The organism is Acidovorax sp. sif1233, from assembly GCF_019218755.1.
Lineage (GTDB): Bacteria > Pseudomonadota > Gammaproteobacteria > Burkholderiales > Burkholderiaceae_C > Acidovorax.
On sequence record NZ_JAHUWZ010000002.1, the window covers coordinates 407,290 to 425,802 of the forward strand.

Here is an 18,513-nt window from a genome sequence, read left to right on the forward strand (position 1 = left end):
CATGGCGTTGCGTGGACGGTGGTCCAACATCTTTCGGTTAGGCATCAAGGAGCTTTGGAGCCTGTGGCGCGACCCGGCCATGCTGTTCCTCATCGTCTACACCACCACACTCGCGGTGTACTCGGCGGGCATGGCGCAGCCCGAGACGCTGCACCACGTGCCCATTGCCATCGTGGACGAGGACGACTCGGCCTTGTCCCAGCGCATCGCCACCGCGTTCTACGCCCCCCAGTTCACGCGCCCCGCCATGATCAGCATGCGCGAGGTGGACCCGGGCCTGGACGCCGGCCGCTTCACGCTGGTGCTGCACATCCCCGCCCACTTCCAGCGCGACGTGCTGGCAGGCCGGGTGCCGCAGGTGCAGCTCAACATCGACGCCACGCGCATGGGGCAGGCGTTCGCGGCCAATGGGGCGGTGCAGCAGATCGTGCAGCTGGAGGTGGCCGAGTTCGTGCAGCGCGACCGCTCCGTGGCCGAGCAGCCCATCGAGCTCACGGTGCGCTCGCGCTTCAACCCGGCGCTGAACCCCGCGTGGTTCGGCTCGCTCATGGAGCTGATCAACATCGTGACCATGCTCTCCATCATCCTCACCGGCGCCGCGCTGATCCGCGAGCGCGAGCATGGAACGGTGGAGCATTTGCTGGTGATGCCCGTCACCCCGGGCGAGATCATGCTGGCCAAGGTCTGGGCCATGGCGCTGGTGGTGCTGGTCGCCACGTGGATTTCGCTCACGGCGGTGATCCGCTGGGCGATTGGCGTGCCCATCGAGGGTTCGGTGCCGCTGTTCCTGCTGGGGGCCACGCTGCACCTGTTTGCCACCACGTCCATGGGCATCTTCATGGCCACGGTGGCGCGCAGCATGCCGCAGTTTGGCTTGCTGATGGTGCTGGTGATGATGCTGTCGGGCGGCGTCACCCCGCGCGAGAGCATGCCGCTGTGGGTGCAGTACGGCATGGCGCTGGCGCCCACCACCCACTTCACCGAACTGGCCCAGGCCATCCTCTACCGGGGCGCGGGCTGGGCGGTGGTGTGGCCGTCGCTGGTGTGGCTGCTGGGGATTGGGGCCGTGCTGTTCAGCCTGGCGCTGGCGCGGTTTCGCAAGACGATTGCGCGCATGGCGTAGATGCTTGTAATGCTATGGAATGTGTAGCTGCCTGCGCTTGATACATAAGCGCGAGAGGCTAATTTGATGTGAAATTCACGTTGTCGGGCCGCCCCGGCAGGTGCAGTTGGGCCACGGGGGGCGGGCTGCTGGCCAGTAGCTTGCCGCGCCGCCACACGCCCAGGCGCGCGGCGCGCAGGCGGATTGCTTCCACGGGATTGCGTGCGTGCAGCAGCACGAAGTCGGCATATGCGCCCGGCTCGATGCCGTAGCCCTCCAGCCCCAGCAGCTTGGCGGGATTCACCGTCACCGCATCAAAACACTGCCGCATCGCGGCCTGGCTGGTCATCTGCCCCACGTGCAGGCCCATGTGCGCGGCCTCCAGCATGTCGGCGCTGCCGCCGCTGTACCAGGGGTCCAGCACGCAGTCGTGGCCGAACGCCACGGTCAGGCCCGCGGCCATCAGCTCGGGCACGCGGGTCATGCCCCGGCGCTTGGGGTAGGTGTCGTGGCGGCCCTGCAGCGTGATGTTGATGAGCGGGTTGGCCACCACGCCCAGGTCGGCCTCGGCCATCAGCGGGATGAGCTTGCTCACGTAGTAGTTGTCCATGCTGTGCATGGAGGTGAGGTGCGAACCCGTCACGCGGCCCTGCAGGCCCAGGCGCTGGGTCTCAAAGGCCAGGGTTTCGACGTGGCGTGACAGCGGATCGTCGGATTCGTCGCAGTGCATGTCCACGCGCTTGCCCTGGCTTGCCGCCAGTTCGCAGAGGACCTTCACGCTCTCGGCGCCCTGGGCCATGGTGCGCTCGAAATGCGGAATGCCGCCCACCACCTCCACGCCCATATCCAGAGCCCGTTTCAGGTTGTCGAGCCCCCCCGGCGCGCGCAGCACCCCGTCTTGTGGGAAGGCCACGAGCTGCAGGTCCAGGTAGGGCGCCACGCGCTGTTTCACATCCAGCAGGGCCTGCACGGGCAGCAGGCTGGGGTGGCTCGTGTCCACATGGCTGCGAATGGCCAGCAGTCCGCGCGCCACGGCCATGTCGCAATAGCGCAGGGCGCGCTCTACGATGGACTCGTGCGTCAGCATCGGCTTGAGCTCGCCCCACAGTGCAATGCCTTCGAGCAGCGTGCCACTCTCGTTCACGCGCGGCTGGCCGTAGCTCAGGGTCGAGTCCATGTGGAAATGCGCGTCCACGAACGGTGGGCTGACGAGCAGGTCGCCCGCATCCACTGTTTCGTGCGCGGGGGCTTGCAGGCCCTCGGTCACCTCGGCGATGCGGCCGTCCTGCACGGCAATCGACATGTTCTGGCGGCCGTCGGGCAGGGTGGCGTGGGTGATGAGCAGGTCGAGCATGGTGGGGGCGTCTGGTGTCGGGGTGTCGGGTTTTTTCAAGACCGTGGCGGGCTTTGTGCCTAAGCTGGGTGTCTCACAGGGCGCATCTATTTCAGCGCATTTTTGCAAAGGCAGTCTTCATGCAATTTGGCTACACCATTCTCTACGTCGAAGATGTTCCCAGGACCATCGCTTTTTATGAGGCCGCCTTCGGCTTCACCCGCCGCTTCGTGCACGAGGCCGGCGACTTCGGCGAGCTGGACACGGGCGCCACCGCGCTGGCCTTCTCGTCGCTGCGGCTGATGGCCGAGCTGGGCAAGAACCCGCAGCGCGCGTCGGCCGAGGCGCCCAGTTTCGAGATCGCGTTCACCACCACCGACGTGGCCGCTGCCGTGCAGCGCGCGGTGGATGCCGGTGCCCGGCTGGTGCAGGCGCCCGGGCAGATGCCCTGGGGCCAGACGGTGGCCTATGTCGCGGACATCAACGGCGCGCTGGTGGAGCTGTGCACGCCCATGGGGCCGCCAGCCGTTTGAACGGTCGTAGTGGCGCAGGCGTAGACGGTGGTGCCGGCCCCGGGGCGTGGGTTTCACATGCAATTCAGCCATAGCCCGCCTGCGCCACCGTGGCCAGCAGTTGTGGTGTGCGGCGCAGCGCTGCAGGCGTCTGCCCAAGCCAGCGCAGACAGTCGCGGTGGAAGTGGGCTTGGTCGGCGTAGCCGTTGTCGGCTGCAATCTCCGCCAGCGGTTTGGCCGTGCCGAGCGCCTGCGCTGCACGGCGCACGCGGGCCAGCGCGCGCCAGAAGCGGGGCGATTGGCCGGTGGAGCGTTGGGTCAGGCGCTCCAACGTGCGTTCGGACACCCCTAGGCCGTGTGCTGCCGCGCCCACCGTGGCTGCATGCGCCAGCGCGTGTAGCGCCTCTTGGACGCGTGGGTCCCTGTCGGTGTGGTGGTCGATGGCCTCCAGCAGCAAGGCTTCTAGCGCCGTGGTGTCGTGGCCCAGGCCGCAGGAGCGTGGCCCAGCGCGGCGCCTGTGCTGGTGCCAGATGGCCCGTGCGGACTGCAGCAATGCTGCTGCATCGATGGTGGTGCCGGGACACAGGCGGTAGCCCAGCCATTGCTCGCCAGCGCGTCCGGGCACCTCCATGGCAGCGTCGGCCAGTGGTGAGATATGCCAGGCGGAGTGCCCGCAAGCCTCCACATGCAGGATGAGGTCGCTGCAGCCATCGGGCAGCACCGTGGTGGCACTGGCATCGGTGGTGTCGAACTGCCAGCGCGCCAGCACGGTCAGTGGCAGCAAGGGGCTGGTGCTGAGAGAAGGCGGCACGTCTGGCATGGCAGGCCCGCCGTCAGCGCTTTTGTGTGGTGCGAAAGCGCACCTCGCCCGGGTTGTGTCCTGCGTCGATGGTGATACGGAACACACTGTCGTCATGGCCAGACTGCGCCCGCGCTGTGAAGCGAATGCCCCGGCGCGTGGGCAGGCAGCTCATCTGGCTCAGGGTGATGGCGGCATGGTCGTTGTTGATCTGCGCAAAACCCTCGGTGTGAACCGCGGCGGCGCTGTCGGTGCGGTCCCGCGCGATCCACTGCAGGTAGAGAAAAGACTGCGCGTAGCGCGTGGCGTGCACGATGCGGTACGTGCCGCCGCCTTCACCCGGATGCACCGGGGCGGGCCACTGACCGCAAACCTTGACCCAGTCCACATCGGGCGCGGCGGTGAAGGATTCATACGGCATGTCTTGCCCCAGCGCGTGGGCATGCCCCGCACAGGCCAGCAGCGCGGCCGCCAGCCAAGGCGCGATGGGGCTGGGCGCGCGCCTCACCGCTCGCCCTTGCGGTAGGGCTTCATCAGCGCCTGCGGGTACGCTGCCTTGCGCGCCACCAGCACCAGGGCCAGTATGGAGAGCAGGTAGGGCAGCATCAGATACACCTGGTACGGAAGCCACGCGCCGCCCGCCTGCTGCAGCCGAAGCTGCAGCGCATCGAAAAAAGCGAACAGCAGCGCGCCCAGCAGTGCCTTGCCGGGGCGCCACGACGCGAACACCACCAGCGCGACGCAGATCCAGCCGCGCCCGTTCACCATGTTGAAGAAGAAAGCGTTGAACGCCGACAGCGTGAGGAAGGCCCCCGCCACACCCATCAACGCCGAGCCCGCCACGATGGCCCCCGTGCGCGTGGCCGCCACCGGGATGCCCTGGCCCTCGGCGGCCTGCGGGTTCTCGCCCACCATGCGCACGGCCAGGCCCAGCGGCGTGCGCATGAGCACCCAGGCCAGTATCGGCACCAGGGCCAGCGCCAGCAGCGTGAGTGGCGTCTGCGCTGAGAGAATGGGCACGCCCAGCCAGTCCGTGGCGGCGAAGGGCTCGATGGTGGGCGGCGTGTTCACCTTCGGAAAGCTCACGCGGTAGCCGTAGTAGCTGAGCGCCGTGGCCAGCAGCGTGATGCCCAGGCCCGAGACATGCTGCGACAGCGCTAGCCCCACCGTGAGCCAGGCATGCAGCAGCCCGAACACGCCCCCCGTGAGCGCCGCCACCAGCACCCCGGTCCACAGGCCGTGCCCGGCGTACACCGTGAGCCAGCCCGTGAAGGCGCCCGCCACCATGATGCCCTCGATGCCCAGGTGGAGCACGCCGGCGCGCTCGCACAGCAGCACCCCGAGCGTGCCCAGGATGAGCGGCGTGGCCACGCGCAAGGTGGCGATCCAGAAGGCCGGATTGGCCAGGATGTCGAGGAGTTCGGTCATTTCCACCTCACCCGGTACTGCGTGAGCAGGGTGGCGACGAGCACCGCGATGAGCGAGGTGGCCACGATCACGTCGGCGATGTAGGTGGGCACGCCCACCGCGCGGCTCATGCTGTCGGCACCCACCAGCACGCCGGCCACGAAGGTGCCCGCCGCGATCACGCCCAGCGGGTGCAGCCCGGCCAGCATGGCGATCACGATGCCGCTGTAGCCATAGCCCGGCGACATGTCGAGCGTGACGTAGCCGGTGCGGCCCGCCACCTCGATGGCACCGGCCAGCCCCGCCAGCCCGCCCGAGAGCAGGGCCACCAGCACCACGGTGCGGGTGATGGGCACGCCGGCAAACGCGGCGGCCCGCGCATTGGCACCGGCCGCGCGGATGTCGAAGCCCGGCACCGTGCGCCGCAGGATGGCCCAGAGGATCAGTGCCAGGCCGATGGCCCACAGCAGTCCCGTGTGCAGGCGCGTCTGCGGCACCAGCCTGGACAGCTCCAGGTCTCCCTGCAGCGCCACGCTCTGCGGCCAGCCCATGGACAGCGGGTCTTTCATGGGGCCGTCGAGCAGGGCCGAGACCAGCAGCAGCATGATGAAGTTGAGCAGCAGCGTGGTCACCACCTCGTCCACCCCCAGGCGCGACTTCATGAGTGCCGGGCCCAGCAGCAGCAGGGCGCCGGCCAGGGCCGCCGCCAGCATCATCGCCGGGAACAGCAGCCAGGGCGACCATTCCAGCCCCGTGCCGCCATGCAGGCCGCCCACGGCCACTGCGGCCAGCGCGCCGGCATACAGCTGCCCCTCGGCACCGATGTTGAACAGCCGCGCGCGAAAGGCCACCGCCGCGGCCAGCCCGGTCAGGATCAGCGGCGTGGCGCGCGTGAGGGTTTCGGTCAGCGCGAAGACCGAGCCGAAGGCGCCCTTGACGAGCAGTGCATAGGTCTGGCCCACGGGCGCGCCGGCCCACAGCACCAGCAGGCCGCTGATGACGAGGGTGAACACCACGGCGCCCACCGGCGCCGCTACGTAGGCGGCGGGGGAGATGTGGTTGCGTTTTTCAAGCCGCATGGGTCGGCGCTTCGTGGGGAATGGAGGGCATCGGATTACCATCCGCGGCGGCGACGTTCGGCTTGCACCACGCAGGCCGCCAATAACGGGAGGGAGAGATCATGCAAAACCTGGTGTGGGGATGGCTTGGGCGCATGTTGCTGTGCGGCGCGCTGGCGCTGGGCTGCGCAGGTGCCATGGCACAGGCATTGACCGGCGAGGGCCCGGCAACGGCTGCGCCGGTCGCCCCGCCGGACCTGCCGCTGAAGAACGAAGCGGAATACACCGCCGACATCAACGAATGGCTGGACCACACACGCAGGCTGCAGGAAGAAGGTCGGGTGCGGCACAGGCGCATCACCATCGGCGTGGTGTCGGCCCTGGTGGCAGGCTTTCTCGGCCTGCTGCTGCATACCTGGCGCAGCGGCCGGCCCATGGCCTTCAAGATCAGCCGCGTGCTGCTGTGGGCGCCCCTGTTCCTGTTGGCGGGGGTGTGGTTCTTTCCATCCATCATCCTGATGGTGATGGGGTGTGCGCCCGTGATGCTCGGCGTGTGGTGGCGGCGCGCCCTGTCGTGGTGGGAGCTGTCCATCGCCTCCGCGCTGTACCTGCCGGCCCTGGTGTTCACCTGGCTTGTCTTCAGGACACTGGCTGGCATGGGCGGCGGGTAAGGGCCCGGGCGCTGAATCGGCGCCTGCGCAGTCACGGGGTTTCCTCCGCGCTGCTGGCGGCGCCCGCCATCGCCAGGCCGATGGCCTCGCGCGTCCAGCCCTCTGCGGGCCGCGCTGCGCTCAGGTGCCCCTCGTGCATCACCGCCACGCGGTCGCCCAGGGCCAGCACCTCGTCGAGATCGTCCGAGATCAGCAGCACGGCGGCACCGCCGTCGCGCGCGTTGATGAGCTGCTGCTGCACGAAGGTGACGGCGCCGATATCGAGCCCCCAGGTGGGCTGGTGGGCCACGATGAGGCGCGGCGCAGGGGCGCTCTGGCTGGCGTCGTAGGGCGGCAGCAGGGCGCGGCCCAGGATGAGCTTTTGCATGTTGCCGCCCGAGAGCGCGCGGGCAGGGGTGTCGGGCCCGCCGCCGCGCACGTCGAAGGTCTCGGCCACGCGCTGGGCATGCTGGCGCGCGGCGCCGCGCTTGACCCAGAAGGCCCGGAACCAGGGGTGGGCGAACCAGTGGCTGCGCAGGCGTTCGGACACGGCGTTCTCCCACACTGGCAGGTCGCCCACCACGCCCACGGCATGGCGGTCCTCGGGGATGCGGGCCACTCCCTGGTCCACCACCCAAGCCGGGCGGGCCTGCAGCGGCGTGCCCAGCAGCGTGACCTGGCCGGCGGTGGCGGCGCGCACGCCGCACAGCACATCGGCCAGCGCCACCTGGCCATTGCCCGAGACACCGGCGATGGCGACGATCTCGCCGGCGTTCAGGGTGAGCGATACGCCCTGCAGCCGATCACGACCCGTGGATGCCGTGGATACGTTGGCCAGCGCGCACACCGGCGCACCCACGCTCCGGGCGGGGCGGCGTTCGCTGGCCTCGATGGCATGGCCCACCATCCACTGCGCGAGCTGGCCTTGCGTGGTGCCCTGCGCGGGCGCCTCGGCCACGAGCTTGCCCTGGCGCAGCACGGCCACGCGGTGCGATACGCGCAGCACCTCGGCCAGCTTGTGGCTGATGAAGATGATGGACAGGCCCTGCGCCACCATCTGCGCGAGCGTGTCGAACAGTGCTTCGCTTTCCTGCGGCGTGAGCACGGCGGTGGGTTCGTCCAGGATGAGGATGCGCGCGCCCCGGTACAGCGCCTTGAGGATCTCCACGCGCTGGCGCTCGCCGACCGAGAGGCCGCCCACCAGCGCCTCGGGCCGCACGGGCAGGCCGAACTGGCGGGACACCGCCAGCAGGCGCTCGCGCGCACCCGCGCGCCGTGAGAAGGGCTGCCACAAGGGCTCGGTGCCCAGCAGCACGTTGTCCAGCACCGTGAGGTTGTCGGCCAGGGTGAAATGCTGGTGCACCATGCCGATGCCCGCCGCCAGCGCCGCGCGTGGCTGGCCGGGCGGCAGCGGCTGGCCGAAGACCTCGATGTGGCCCGCGTCGGCCATGTAGTGGCCGAACAGGATGGACATCAGCGTGGACTTGCCCGCCCCGTTCTCCCCCAGCAGTGCCAGCACCTCGCCGCGCTGCAGCGCAAGGCTGATGCCGTCGTTGGCCACCAGCTTGCCGAAGCGTTTGGTGATGCCCTGCAGCCGCAGGACGGGGCCGGAGGGGTCCGTCATTTCCAGTTCGAGAGAAAGGCCAGCAGCACCTTGGCGGAATTGGCCGCCGCCAGGCCCATGAAGGTGCCCATTTCATTCTCGCCTTCGCCACCACCGGCCAGATCGCTCAGCGAGCGAAAGGCGATGTAGGGCACGCCGTTGCTGTGGGCCACCATGGCGGTGGCGGCGGTCTCCATGTCGAGCACATTGGCCTCGAAGGTCTTGAACGCGTATTCGCGGAAAGCCTTGTTGTCCACGAAGGCCTGGCCCGACACACCGTTGCCGCCCACCACGAGCTGCGGGCGCTGTTTCAGGCAGGTGCTGGCCAGGCAATGCGCCAGGCCCACGTCCTGCAGGCCGCGCGCGGTGGCCAGCATTTGGGGGTCCGCCTCAAACCAGAACTGTTTGGTGATGCCGGGCTTGGCCGCCGACCTCACCTCGACCGGGCGCGGATGCATCATGCCGAAGGCGGGCATCGTCAGCTCGCTTTTCATCCACGCGGGGGCGCTGTACTGGCCGGGCTGGTCTTCACGCGCCATCAGCCATTCCATGTACTGGCCCCACTGCGCGGGCACGGTCACGTCGCCAATGTGCAGGCCGGGGTTCACGCCGCCGGCGATGCCGGAAAAGACGATGTGGCTCACGTTGAAGCGGTCCAGCACCAATTGCGTGTTCATGGCCGCGTTGGTCATGCTGATGCCCGACAGGAACACCACCACGGGCTTGCCCGAGAGCGTGCCGGTGGTGAACTCCACGCCGTTGACGCTGTGCCTGGCCGGCTGCTGCACCTGGGGCAGCAGCACCGTCAGCTCGGGTGCAAAGGCCGAGATGACGGCGATGCGCGGGGTGCTGTCCAGCCGTGCCGCCTGGCCCGGCGCGATCGCGGCGCAACCCGCCACCAGCGTGGCCAGGGCCAGGGCGCCCAGCAGGCGCATGCACCGCGCGGCCAGGGCGGTTGTCTCGGGGCGGTGGGAAAGCGGTGCGGGCATGGCGCTCCTTGTCGGGAAAAAGAAGAAAAGGAAAAATCGTACAGCGCAGCGCAGCGCACGGCGGCGCAGGCCACAGCGCAGCCGGTGCCCGCGCGCCGGGGTGCCTACCTGGCCGTGGACTTGGGCTGGCTGTCGTCCACCTTCACGCTGAACTTGCCGGCCAGGATGTCGGCCTCCTTGGCCTTGACCTTGGCCACGATGTCGGCGGGCACCTTCTTCTCGAACGTGCCCAGCGGCGCCAATTCAGAGCCCTTGTGCTTCATCATCGAGTAGGGGCCGTAGTCCTCGGCTGTGAACTTGCCGTCCTTGACCAGCTTGAGGGCGCGTTCGATGCTGGGCTCCATGTGCCACAGCGCGGAGGCGACCACGGTGTCGGGGTACTTGTCCTGCGTGTTGATCACGTTGCCGATGGCCAGCTTGCCCTTTTCCTTGGCCGCGTCGGACACGCCAAAGCGCTCGGCATAGAGCACGTCGGCGCCCTTGTCGATCATGGCGAAGGTGGCTTCCTTGGCCTTGGGCGGGTCGAACCAGCTGTTGATGAAGGTGATGGTGAACTCGACCTTGGGGTTGGTCTCCTTCGCGCCGGCCATGAAGGCGTGCATCAGGCGGTTGACCTCGGGAATGGGGAAGCCGCCGACCATGCCGATCTTGTTCGTCTTGGTCATGCCGCCCGCGACCATGCCGGACAGGTAGGCGGGCTCCTGGATGTAGTTGTCGAACACGCTGAAATTGGGCGCCTGCGGCTTGCCCGAGGAGCCCAGCAGGAACGAGGTCTTGGGGAAGTCCTTGGCCACCTTGCGGGCGGCGGTCTCCACCGCGAAGGCCTCGCCCACGATGAGCTGGTTGCCGCCGGTGGCGTACTCGCGCATCACGCGCTCGTAGTCGGCGTTGGAGACGTTCTCGCTGGCCTTGTATTCGATCTCGCCGCGCGCTTCGGCGGCCTTCAGGGCCTTGTGGATGCGGCTCACCCACTGCTGCTCGTAGGGCACCGTGTAGATCGCCGCGACCTTGAGCTTGGACTGCGCGTGGGCCAGCGAGGGTGCCAGGCCCATGGCGGCCGAAAGGGCCATGGAAGTGCAGAGCAGGCGTCCGGTGAAGATGCGGCGAGTGGTCATGGTGGAGTCCTTCAGACAGGCAAACAAGGAGGAATGGGTGTCAGCAGCCAAGCAAGGAGCGCGCCAATGGGCAGCCGCCCGGTGGCACGAGGCCGGAGGCAAGTCTGCCAGAGGAAAGCCACCAGTTGGTAAAAAAATGAAGCGCCAAAAAAACCACCGGAGGGCCTGGCCCCGCGGTGGCTGGTTCGCGATGGCGTGCCGTGCGCCTACTTGGTGCCGAAGATCCGGTCCCCCGCATCCCCCAGCCCCGGCAGGATGTAGCCGTGGTCGTTCAGTTCGCGGTCGATGGCGGCGGTGAAGATCGGCACGTCGGGGTGGGCCTTCTGCAGCGTGGCCACGCCTTCGGGGGCGGCCAGCAGGCACACGAACTTGATGGAGCGGGGGTTGAGCTTTTTCAGGCGGTCCACGCAGGCGGCGGCCGAGTTGCCGGTGGCCAGCATGGGGTCCACCACGATGATGTCGCGCTCGTCCATTTCGGACGGCATCTTGAAGTAGTACTCCACCGGCTGCAGCGTGGCCGGGTCGCGGTACAGCCCGATGTGGCCCACGCGGGCGCCGGGCACCACGTTGAGCATGCCGTCGAGGAAGCCGTTGCCCGCGCGCAGGATGGAGACCAGTACCAGCTTCTTGCCGTCGATCACCTGGCCGGTCATGGTCTCCAGCGGGGTTTCGATCTGCACGTCCTGCAGGGGCATGTCGCGCGTGACTTCGTACGCCATGAGCGTGCTGAGCTCGCCCAGCAGGCGGCGAAAGCTGTTGGTGCTGGCGTCCTTCTTGCGCATCAGCGTGAGCTTGTGCTGGACGAGGGGGTGGTTGATGACGGTGACGTTGCTCATGGCTGGGCCTGTGTTTTGGGGGATGGAAAGAGGCGCGCCCGCATTTTTACCTGACAGAGGCGCTGGCGGCAGGCACTGTCAGGGTTGCGGGCTGCCGTGCTGCCGTGTGGCTGGCCGTGGCGGGCCGCTGGCGTCGCCCTCTGGGGCTGGTGGCGGCGGCGCGGCGCATGGGTGAGTCTAATCCGACAGGAACCGCGCATAGCGCGCCAGGTCCACATTGCCGCCGCTGATGATGACACCCACCCGTTCGCCCTGCAGCAGCTTGCCGCCGTCATCGACACCCGAGAACGCGTGCGCGCCCGCATAGGCAAGGGCGCCCGTGGGCTCCACCACGATCTTCATGCGCTCCGCGAAGAAGCGCAGGGACTGCATGAGCTGGGCGTCGCTCACGCTCAGGATGTCTTCCACCCGCTCGCGGATGATGGGAAAGGTGAGCTCGCCCAGCGCCTGGGTCTGCGCGCCATCGGCGATGGTGTGCGGCGTCGGGATGCGCACGATCTGCCCCGCCCGCAGCGACTGCTGGCCGTCGTTGCCGTTTTCGGGCTCCACGCCGATCACGCGGCAGCGCGGTGCCAGGGCGCCCGCGGCCAGCAGGCTGCCTGCCAGCAGGCCCCCGCCGCCCACGCACACGAACAGGTAGTCGAGGTCGGGCACTTCTTCAAAAAGCTCCAGCGCCGCGGTGCCCTGGCCCGCGATGACGTGGGGATGGTCGAACGGAGGCACCAGCGTCATGCCGCGCTCCAGCGCCAGGCGGCGGCTGATGGCCTCGCGGTCCTCGGTGTAGCGGTCGTAGGTGACGACCTGGGCTCCATAGGCGCGCGTGGCCGCCATCTTGGAGGCGGGCGCGTCTTCGGGCATGACGATGGCGACGGGCATGTCCAGCAGGCGGGCCGACAGCGCGATCGCCTGCGCATGGTTGCCGGCCGAGAAAGCCAGCACGCCGCGTTCGCGCTGCTCGTCGGTGAACTGGGCGAGCGTGTTGAAGGCGCCGCGGAACTTGAACGCGCCCGTGCGCTGCAGGTTCTCGCATTTGAAGAAGAGCTGGGCGCCCAGCATTTCGTCGGCGGTGGTGGAGCGCAGCACCGGCGTGCGGTGCGCGATGCCCTTGAGCCGGTGCGCGGCGGCGGCCACGTCGTCGTAGGTGGGCGGGGTCAGACTGGGCAATGTCATGGCGGCGTCCTCGGGGCAGGGGCGGGCAAGGGGTTGCCCGTGTTCGCCACATGATAGCCCCAGACGCGATCGCCGCGCGCCGAAAAGGCCTCTGCCGGTTGTCCTGTCAGCGCGGGCAGCTATCAATTTTGACTTTTCGCGCCGGTCTCGCGGCGCGGCGCTCTCAGCCCAGTTCGCTGAACCGTACCAGCGGCGCCAGGGCCGGGAAGTCGCCCGCGCGCTTTTGCTTCATGGCCGTGACCGACTCGCGCACGTGCTGGTTGCTCCAGATGGCGCCCTGCAGCCAGCCCATCTGGCGCAGGCTGTCTTCCACGCTGTGGTCGCGCGCGTAGTTCACGGCCTGCTTGGTGCCCCAGATGGCGACGGGGGGCTTGGCGGCGATCTCCTGGGCGCATTGCAGGGCGGCGGCCAGCATGGCCTCCTGCGTGTCGAACACCTCGTTGACCAGCCCGTGGCCCAGGGCCCTGGCGGCGCCCAGGCGGCGGCCGGTGTAGGCCAGTTCTTTCACCACGCCCAGCGGGATGAGCTTGGGCAGGCGCTGCAGCGTGCCCACGTCGGCCACCATGCCGATGTTGATTTCCTGGATGCAGAAGAACGCATCCGCCGTGGCGTAGCGCACGCAGGCCGCCGTCACCATGTCCACCGCGCCGCCGATGCAGCCGCCGTGGATGGCCATGATCACGGGAATGCGCAGGTTCTCGATGCGGGTGAAGGTGGCCTGCATGTCGGTGAGCAGGTCGAAGATGGCGGCGCGGCCTTCGGGGCTCTGGTCGTCCATGGTGATGGCGCCGCCGAAGGTCTCCAGCGCCATGCCCGCGCTGAAATGCTTGCCCGTGCTGCTGATGACCAGCGCGCGCGCCTCGCCCGCCTGTTGCAGGTGGGCCAGCACCTCGTCCAGCTCGCGCCAGAAGGTGGGGTGCATGGTGTTCATGGCCTCGGGCCGGTTCATCACCAGGTGGGCGACATGCTGGGAGATGCCGAGGCTGAAGCAGGTGAGGGTCTTGTTCATGGGGTGCCACTGTAGACCCGCTGGCCCCGGCAGTGTCGTCGCCTGGGTGACTTTGGACGATTCTGGCTTCAAGCCCTTATCTATCAAGCGCCAATAGCTATCAAATAAGGAGCGTTTGCACGAGGGTGGCAGACGGCCGTGGCATGGCCCGTCAATCGCCGCCCCCGCCCCCGCCGCCGCAGCCGCCGCCATCCCCTGCGCCGTCGCTCCCGCCTCCATCCGAGCTGTCGGCGCCGCCGAAGTCTCCCGAGCTGCCGCTGTAGCCGCCGTCCGAGAAGCTGGTGCCGCAGTAGCTGTCGCCGCCGCTGCCGCCGGCATCGCTCTTGCGGGCGATGTCGGAGCAGTCAGGCACGTAGGCAAAGCCGCCCGGGATGGCGAACTTGGCATCCAGCGCGAACAGCAGGGGCAGGCGGCTGGGGGCCTTGGGGTCGATGGATTCCTCCTTGCACACCCAGTACCAGCAGCGGCGCAGGCCGTCGTTGTGCCGGGCCTTCGCGCCCAGCGCCTCGGCGGGCGTGTGATGCAGGAAGAAGCCCAGCGCATGGTGGCACCAGTGCTTGTAGGCCTGGGTGTGCAGGATGAACTCATGCCACAGCACGTCGACCGCCCTGGAGGGCATGGCCACGAACTGCTTGTTGCCGCGCAGGCAGGCCATGAAGAACTGGCGCAGGCCCCGCTCCACCAGCTCGCAGTCGCGCGTGCTCAGGTGGGGGTAGGTTTCGCGCAGCTTGCGCTGCAGAAAGCGGGGCAGGGGGGCTTCGCGGATGGTGCGCTGGCGCACCGCGCGGGTCCACTGGATCGCCAGGGCCGTGATGATGACCGTGGCAAGGAAATACAGGAGCCAGGGCCAGCGCAGGCGCCAGGCGCCGCCCAGGAGCCCGGCGATGGCAACCACCCACACGGCAATCGCCAGCGGCACGACCTTGCTTGCCCACCACAGCAGCATGTTGTCGATGCGTTTCATCGTCCCTCCTTTTTTGTTGTTGTGTGGCGATTTCACGGCGGTTTTGTGACCGATTGATGACACTTCGGGTGGTGTCGCCAGGGGGCACGGCTGGTGTGCCCGCCGCACCATCACCACCCTGCTGCAGCCGCGGCGACAGTGCCGCGCCGGGGACGCAGGGCAGGGGCGGGAATCTGCGCCCCGCCCGTGGTCAACGGCGCTTGCTGCCGCCGAAGATGCTGCCCAGCACTCCGCGCAGGATCTCCTTGCCCAGCGAGGTGCCCATGGTGCGCACGGCCGACTTGGCCATGGTCTGGGCCAGGCCATCGCGTTTGCCGCCGCGCGGGCCGGTGGTGCCAAACAGCACGTCGTTGAGCCCGCCCATCAGGCCGCCGCCGCTGTCTTCCGTGTTGGCGGGCGTGCCTTTGCTGCCATTGGCTGGCGCCTGGGCACTGGCTTCGGCCGCGCGGCCCTTGAGTTTTTCGTAGGCCGACTCGCGGTCCACCACCTTTTCATACACGCCCGCGACCAGCGAGTTGGCCACCAGCATCTGGCGCTGCTGCGGCGTGATGGGACCGAGCTGGCTGCCGGGCGGCAGCACGAACACCCGTTCGGTGATGCTCGGGCGGCCCTTGGCATCGAGAAAGCTCACCAGCGCCTCGCCCACGGCCAGTTCGGTGATGGCGGTCTCGATGTCGAGGCCCGGCTTTTGCCGCATGGTGGTGGCCGTGGCCTTCACGGCCTTCTGGTCGCGTGGCGTGAAGGCGCGCAGCGCATGCTGCACGCGGTTGCCCAGCTGGGCGAGCACGCTGTCGGGGATGTCCAGCGGGTTTTGCGTCACGAAGTACACGCCCACGCCCTTGGAGCGCACCAGGCGCACCACGAGTTCGATGCGCTCGATGAGCACCTTGGGCGCCTCGTTGAACAGGAGGTGGGCCTCGTCGAAGAAGAACACCAGCTTGGGCTGCTCGGGGTCGCCGATCTCGGGCAGTTGTTCGAACAGCTCGGACAGCATCCACAAGAGGAAAGTGGCGTACAGGCGCGGCGAGTTCATGAGCTTGTCGGCCGCCAGGATATTGACGACACCGTGGCCATCGACGGTTTGCATGAAGTCCTGGATATTGAGCATGGGCTCGCCGAAGAACTCGCTGCCGCCCTGCTGCTCGATCTGCAGCAGCCCGCGCTGGATGGCGCCCACGCTGGCGGCGCTCACGTTGCCATATTCGGTGGTGAACTCCTTGGCGTTGTCGCCCACGTACTGCAGCATGGCGCGCAGGTCCTTGAGGTCCAGCAGCAGCATGCCGTTGTCGTCGGCGATCTTGAACACCAGGTTGAGCACGCCCAGCTGGGTTTCATTGAGGTTGAGCATGCGGCCCAGCAGCAGCGGGCCCATGTCGGACACGGTGGCGCGCACCGGGTGGCCCTGTTCGCCGAACACGTCCCACAGCGTGGTGGGGCAGGCCAGGGGGGCGGGCAGGGGAAGGCCGCGCTCCTTGAGCACGGCGGCCAGCTTGTCGCCGATCTTGCCGGGCTGGCTGGCGCCCGTGAGGTCGCCCTTCACATCGGCCATGAACACCGGCACGCCGATGCGCGAGAAGTTCTCGGCCAGGGTCTGCAAGGTCACTGTCTTGCCCGTGCCGGTGGCGCCGGTGATGAGCCCGTGGCGGTTGGCCAGCCCTGGAAGCAGGTGGCATTCGATGGTGTCGTGCTTGGCAATCAGCAGGGGTTCGGCCATTTGGGGTTTCCTCGGGGGTACAGGTTCGGCAAAAAGTAAAATCGCGCTCAGTAGATTAAATCAATACAAAAGGATCTCTCGTGGCAGGACACAGCAAATGGGCGAATATCCAGCACCGCAAGGGGCGGCAGGATGAAAAACGCGGCAAGATCTGGACCCGCATCATTCGCGAAATCACCGTGGCTGCCCGCTCGGGCGGCGGCGACCTGTCTGCCAACCCCCGCCTGCGCCTGGCGGTGGACAAGGCCAAGGCGGCCAACATGCCCGCCGACCGCATCAAATACAACATCGACAAGGCCACGGGCAACGCCGAAGGCCTGACCTACGAGGAAATCCGCTACGAAGGCTATGGCATTGGCGGCGCGGCCATCATGATCGACACCATGACCGACAACCGGGTGCGCACCGTGGCCGAAGTGCGACACGCGTTCAGCAAACACGGTGGCAACATGGGGACCGAAGGCTCGGTGGTGTTCCAGTTCAAGCACTGCGGCCAGCTGATCTTTGCCCCTGGCACCAGCGAGGACAAGGTGATGGAAGTGGCGCTGGAGGCGGGCGCCGAAGACGTGGTGACCGACGACGATGGCGCCGTGGAGGTGCTGACCGCCCCGGCCGACTTCGAGGCCGTGAAGAACGCGCTGGAGGCGGCGGGCCTCACTGCCGAGGTGGCGGGCGTGACCATGCGGCCCGAGAACACCATTGAACTGACCGGCGACGACGCCGCCAGGATGCAAAAGCTGCTGGACGTGCTGGAAGACCTGGACGATACGCAAGAGGTCTACCACAACGCCGCGCTCTGACCTCGGCGCCGCTGGATCGCCGATTTTTTCTTGCGCTGACCTGTTTTCCGACTGATATTTCCCCGAACCCCGCCACGCAGCCCGGTGCTGTGGGCCGGGTTCACCAAAGGCTCCTATGAAAGTACTTGTGATTGGTGGCGGCGGCCGTGAACACGCGATGGCGTGGAAACTGAGCCAGTCCCCCAAGGTGACCAAGGTGTATGTGGCGCCCGGCAACGGTGGCACCGCGCTGAACCCCAAGCTCGACAACGTGGCCATCTCCGACGTGCGCGAGCTGCGCGTGTGGGCGCAGGCCGAGAAGATCGCGCTGACCGTGGTGGGCCCCGAGGCGCCGCTGGCCGCCGGCGTGGTCGATGAGTTCCGTGCCAACGGCCTGCGCATCTTCGGCCCCACCAAGGCCGCTGCGCAGCTCGAAAGCTCCAAGGCCTTCTCCAAGGCCTTCATGCGCCGCCATGGCATTCCCACGGCCGACTACGACACCTTCACCGACCCGGCCGCCGCCCACGCCTTCGTGGACCGCCTGGGCGCCCCCATCGTCATCAAGGCCGACGGCCTGGCCGCTGGCAAGGGCGTGGTCGTGGCCATGACGCTGCAGGAGGCTCACGATGCCGTGGACTTCATGCTGGTGGACAACAAGTACGGCGTGACGCACAACGAAGGTGGCGCGCGCGTGGTGATCGAGGAATTCCTCGAAGGCGAGGAAGCCAGTTTCATCGTGCTGTGCGATGGCAAGAACGTGCTGGCGCTGGCCACCAGCCAGGACCACAAGCGCCTCAAAGACGGCGACGAAGGCCCCAACACCGGCGGCATGGGGGCCTACTCGCCCGCGCCCGTGGTCACGGCCGACGTGCACGCCCGCGCCATGCGCGAGATCATCCTGCCCACCATCCGGGGCATGGAAAAGGACGGCATTCCCTACACCGGTTTTCTGTATGCCGGGCTGATGATCGACGCCAAGGGCCACCCCAAGACGCTCGAATTCAACTGCCGCATGGGCGATCCCGAGACCCAGCCCATCCTGATGCGCCTGAAAAGCGATTTCAGCGATGTGATGGCCGCCGCGGCCGATGGCAAGCTCGACCAGATGGAGCTGCAATGGGACCGCCGCACCGCGCTGGGCGTGGTCATGGCAGCCCACGGCTACCCGGAGAACCCGCGCAAGGGCGACCCCATCACCGGCCTGCCCGCCGAGGCCGACGATGCCGTGGTGTTCCATGCCGGCACGCAGCTGAAAGACGGCGTGGTCAGCGTGACCGGTGGCCGGGTGCTGTGCGTGACGGTGCTGGCCGACAGCGTCAAGCAGGCGCAGCAGCGTGCCTACGACGTGGCGCGTGGCATCCAGTTCGATGGCGCGCAGTACCGCCGCGACATTGGTTTCCGCGCGGTGAAATAGCCCCCTCCTGAGTCGCCCCCTGCGGCGCCTTCCCCCGCAGGGGACGACGCCCTTGCGGG

Annotated in this window: 18 protein-coding genes; 5 read left to right on the forward strand and 13 right to left on the reverse strand. The window is 68.0% G+C overall.

Annotated features, from left to right (window positions below):
* Position 1: 1 nt before the first annotated feature.
* Positions 2-1,123, forward strand: a complete 1,122-nt coding sequence (locus KW843_RS09290; RefSeq protein ID WP_218294849.1) for an ABC transporter permease — start codon at positions 2-4, stop codon at positions 1,121-1,123.
* A 58-nt stretch (positions 1,124-1,181) separates the two neighbouring features.
* Here KW843_RS09290 and KW843_RS09295 read toward each other — a convergent pair whose 3' ends face one another.
* Positions 1,182-2,456 (reverse strand): amidohydrolase family protein, encoded by a 1,275-nt coding sequence (locus KW843_RS09295; RefSeq protein WP_218294850.1) that lies wholly within the window; start codon positions 2,454-2,456, stop codon positions 1,182-1,184.
* Positions 2,457-2,575: 119 nt separating this feature from the next.
* Here KW843_RS09295 and KW843_RS09300 point away from each other — a divergent pair, with 119 nt between their 5' ends.
* Positions 2,576-2,968 (forward strand): VOC family protein, encoded by a 393-nt coding sequence (locus KW843_RS09300; protein ID WP_218294851.1) that lies wholly within the window; start codon positions 2,576-2,578, stop codon positions 2,966-2,968.
* Positions 2,969-3,032: 64 nt separating this feature from the next.
* Here KW843_RS09300 and KW843_RS09305 read toward each other — a convergent pair whose 3' ends face one another.
* From KW843_RS09305 to KW843_RS09320, 4 genes are read right to left on the reverse strand one after another with little or no spacing between them, the layout of a single operon-like run.
* Positions 3,033-3,767, reverse strand: a complete 735-nt coding sequence (locus KW843_RS09305; protein WP_218294852.1) for a helix-turn-helix domain-containing protein — start codon at positions 3,765-3,767, stop codon at positions 3,033-3,035.
* A gap of 13 nt (positions 3,768-3,780) precedes the next feature.
* Positions 3,781-4,254, reverse strand: coding sequence for a hypothetical protein (locus KW843_RS09310; RefSeq protein WP_218294853.1), 474 nt, complete (start codon positions 4,252-4,254; stop codon positions 3,781-3,783).
* Entirely contained in the window at positions 4,251-5,174 is a 924-nt protein-coding gene (locus KW843_RS09315) for an ABC transporter permease (protein ID WP_218294854.1), read from the reverse strand. The genes KW843_RS09310 and KW843_RS09315 overlap by 4 nt, the downstream gene beginning before the upstream one ends.
* On the reverse strand, positions 5,171-6,232 hold the full coding sequence (locus KW843_RS09320; RefSeq protein ID WP_218294855.1) for an ABC transporter permease: 1,062 nt from the start codon (positions 6,230-6,232) through the stop codon (positions 5,171-5,173). Before KW843_RS09320 ends, KW843_RS09315 begins: the two co-directional genes overlap by 4 nt.
* A gap of 101 nt (positions 6,233-6,333) precedes the next feature.
* Here KW843_RS09320 and KW843_RS09325 point away from each other — a divergent pair, with 101 nt between their 5' ends.
* Positions 6,334-6,882: a hypothetical protein gene (locus KW843_RS09325; RefSeq protein WP_218294856.1), complete on the forward strand. Its 549-nt coding sequence runs from the start codon at positions 6,334-6,336 to the stop codon at positions 6,880-6,882.
* A gap of 31 nt (positions 6,883-6,913) precedes the next feature.
* On the opposite strand, the gene KW843_RS09330 is transcribed toward KW843_RS09325, so the two are convergent.
* The 8 genes from KW843_RS09330 to KW843_RS09365 all read right to left on the reverse strand — a co-directional run bounded on the left by KW843_RS09330 (position 6,914) and on the right by KW843_RS09365 (position 16,261).
* The gene (locus KW843_RS09330) at positions 6,914-8,485 is read right to left on the reverse strand and encodes an ABC transporter ATP-binding protein (protein ID WP_218294857.1); all 1,572 of its coding nucleotides are present in this window, start codon (positions 8,483-8,485) and stop codon (positions 6,914-6,916) included.
* Entirely contained in the window at positions 8,482-9,453 is a 972-nt protein-coding gene (locus KW843_RS09335; protein ID WP_255594649.1) for a 5'-methylthioadenosine/S-adenosylhomocysteine nucleosidase, read from the reverse strand. The genes KW843_RS09330 and KW843_RS09335 overlap by 4 nt, the downstream gene beginning before the upstream one ends.
* Before the next feature lie 104 nt (positions 9,454-9,557).
* Positions 9,558-10,568, reverse strand: coding sequence for a BMP family protein (locus KW843_RS09340; protein WP_218294858.1), 1,011 nt, complete (start codon positions 10,566-10,568; stop codon positions 9,558-9,560).
* Positions 10,569-10,774: 206 nt separating this feature from the next.
* On the reverse strand, positions 10,775-11,404 hold the full coding sequence (upp, locus tag KW843_RS09345; protein WP_218294859.1) for a uracil phosphoribosyltransferase: 630 nt from the start codon (positions 11,402-11,404) through the stop codon (positions 10,775-10,777).
* Positions 11,405-11,581: 177 nt separating this feature from the next.
* Positions 11,582-12,574, reverse strand: a complete 993-nt coding sequence (locus KW843_RS09350) for a threo-3-hydroxy-L-aspartate ammonia-lyase (RefSeq protein WP_218294860.1) — start codon at positions 12,572-12,574, stop codon at positions 11,582-11,584.
* A 163-nt stretch (positions 12,575-12,737) separates the two neighbouring features.
* On the reverse strand, positions 12,738-13,583 hold the full coding sequence (locus tag KW843_RS09355; RefSeq protein WP_218294861.1) for an enoyl-CoA hydratase-related protein: 846 nt from the start codon (positions 13,581-13,583) through the stop codon (positions 12,738-12,740).
* Between the two features lie 151 nt (positions 13,584-13,734).
* On the reverse strand, positions 13,735-14,547 hold the full coding sequence (locus KW843_RS09360) for a hypothetical protein (protein ID WP_218294862.1): 813 nt from the start codon (positions 14,545-14,547) through the stop codon (positions 13,735-13,737).
* Between the two features lie 190 nt (positions 14,548-14,737).
* The gene (locus KW843_RS09365; protein ID WP_218294863.1) at positions 14,738-16,261 is read right to left on the reverse strand and encodes a helicase HerA-like C-terminal domain-containing protein; all 1,524 of its coding nucleotides are present in this window, start codon (positions 16,259-16,261) and stop codon (positions 14,738-14,740) included.
* Between the two features lie 80 nt (positions 16,262-16,341).
* Between KW843_RS09365 and KW843_RS09370 the strand changes: the two genes are divergently transcribed.
* Both KW843_RS09370 and purD read left to right on the forward strand, forming a co-directional pair.
* Positions 16,342-17,061 carry a YebC/PmpR family DNA-binding transcriptional regulator gene (locus KW843_RS09370; RefSeq protein WP_218294864.1) on the forward strand — a complete coding sequence of 240 codons (720 nt, stop codon included), beginning with the start codon at positions 16,342-16,344 and terminating at the stop codon, positions 17,059-17,061.
* Between the two features lie 115 nt (positions 17,062-17,176).
* Positions 17,177-18,454 (forward strand): phosphoribosylamine--glycine ligase, encoded by a 1,278-nt coding sequence (purD, locus tag KW843_RS09375; protein WP_218294865.1) that lies wholly within the window; start codon positions 17,177-17,179, stop codon positions 18,452-18,454.
* The last annotated feature ends 59 nt before the right edge of the window (positions 18,455-18,513 follow it).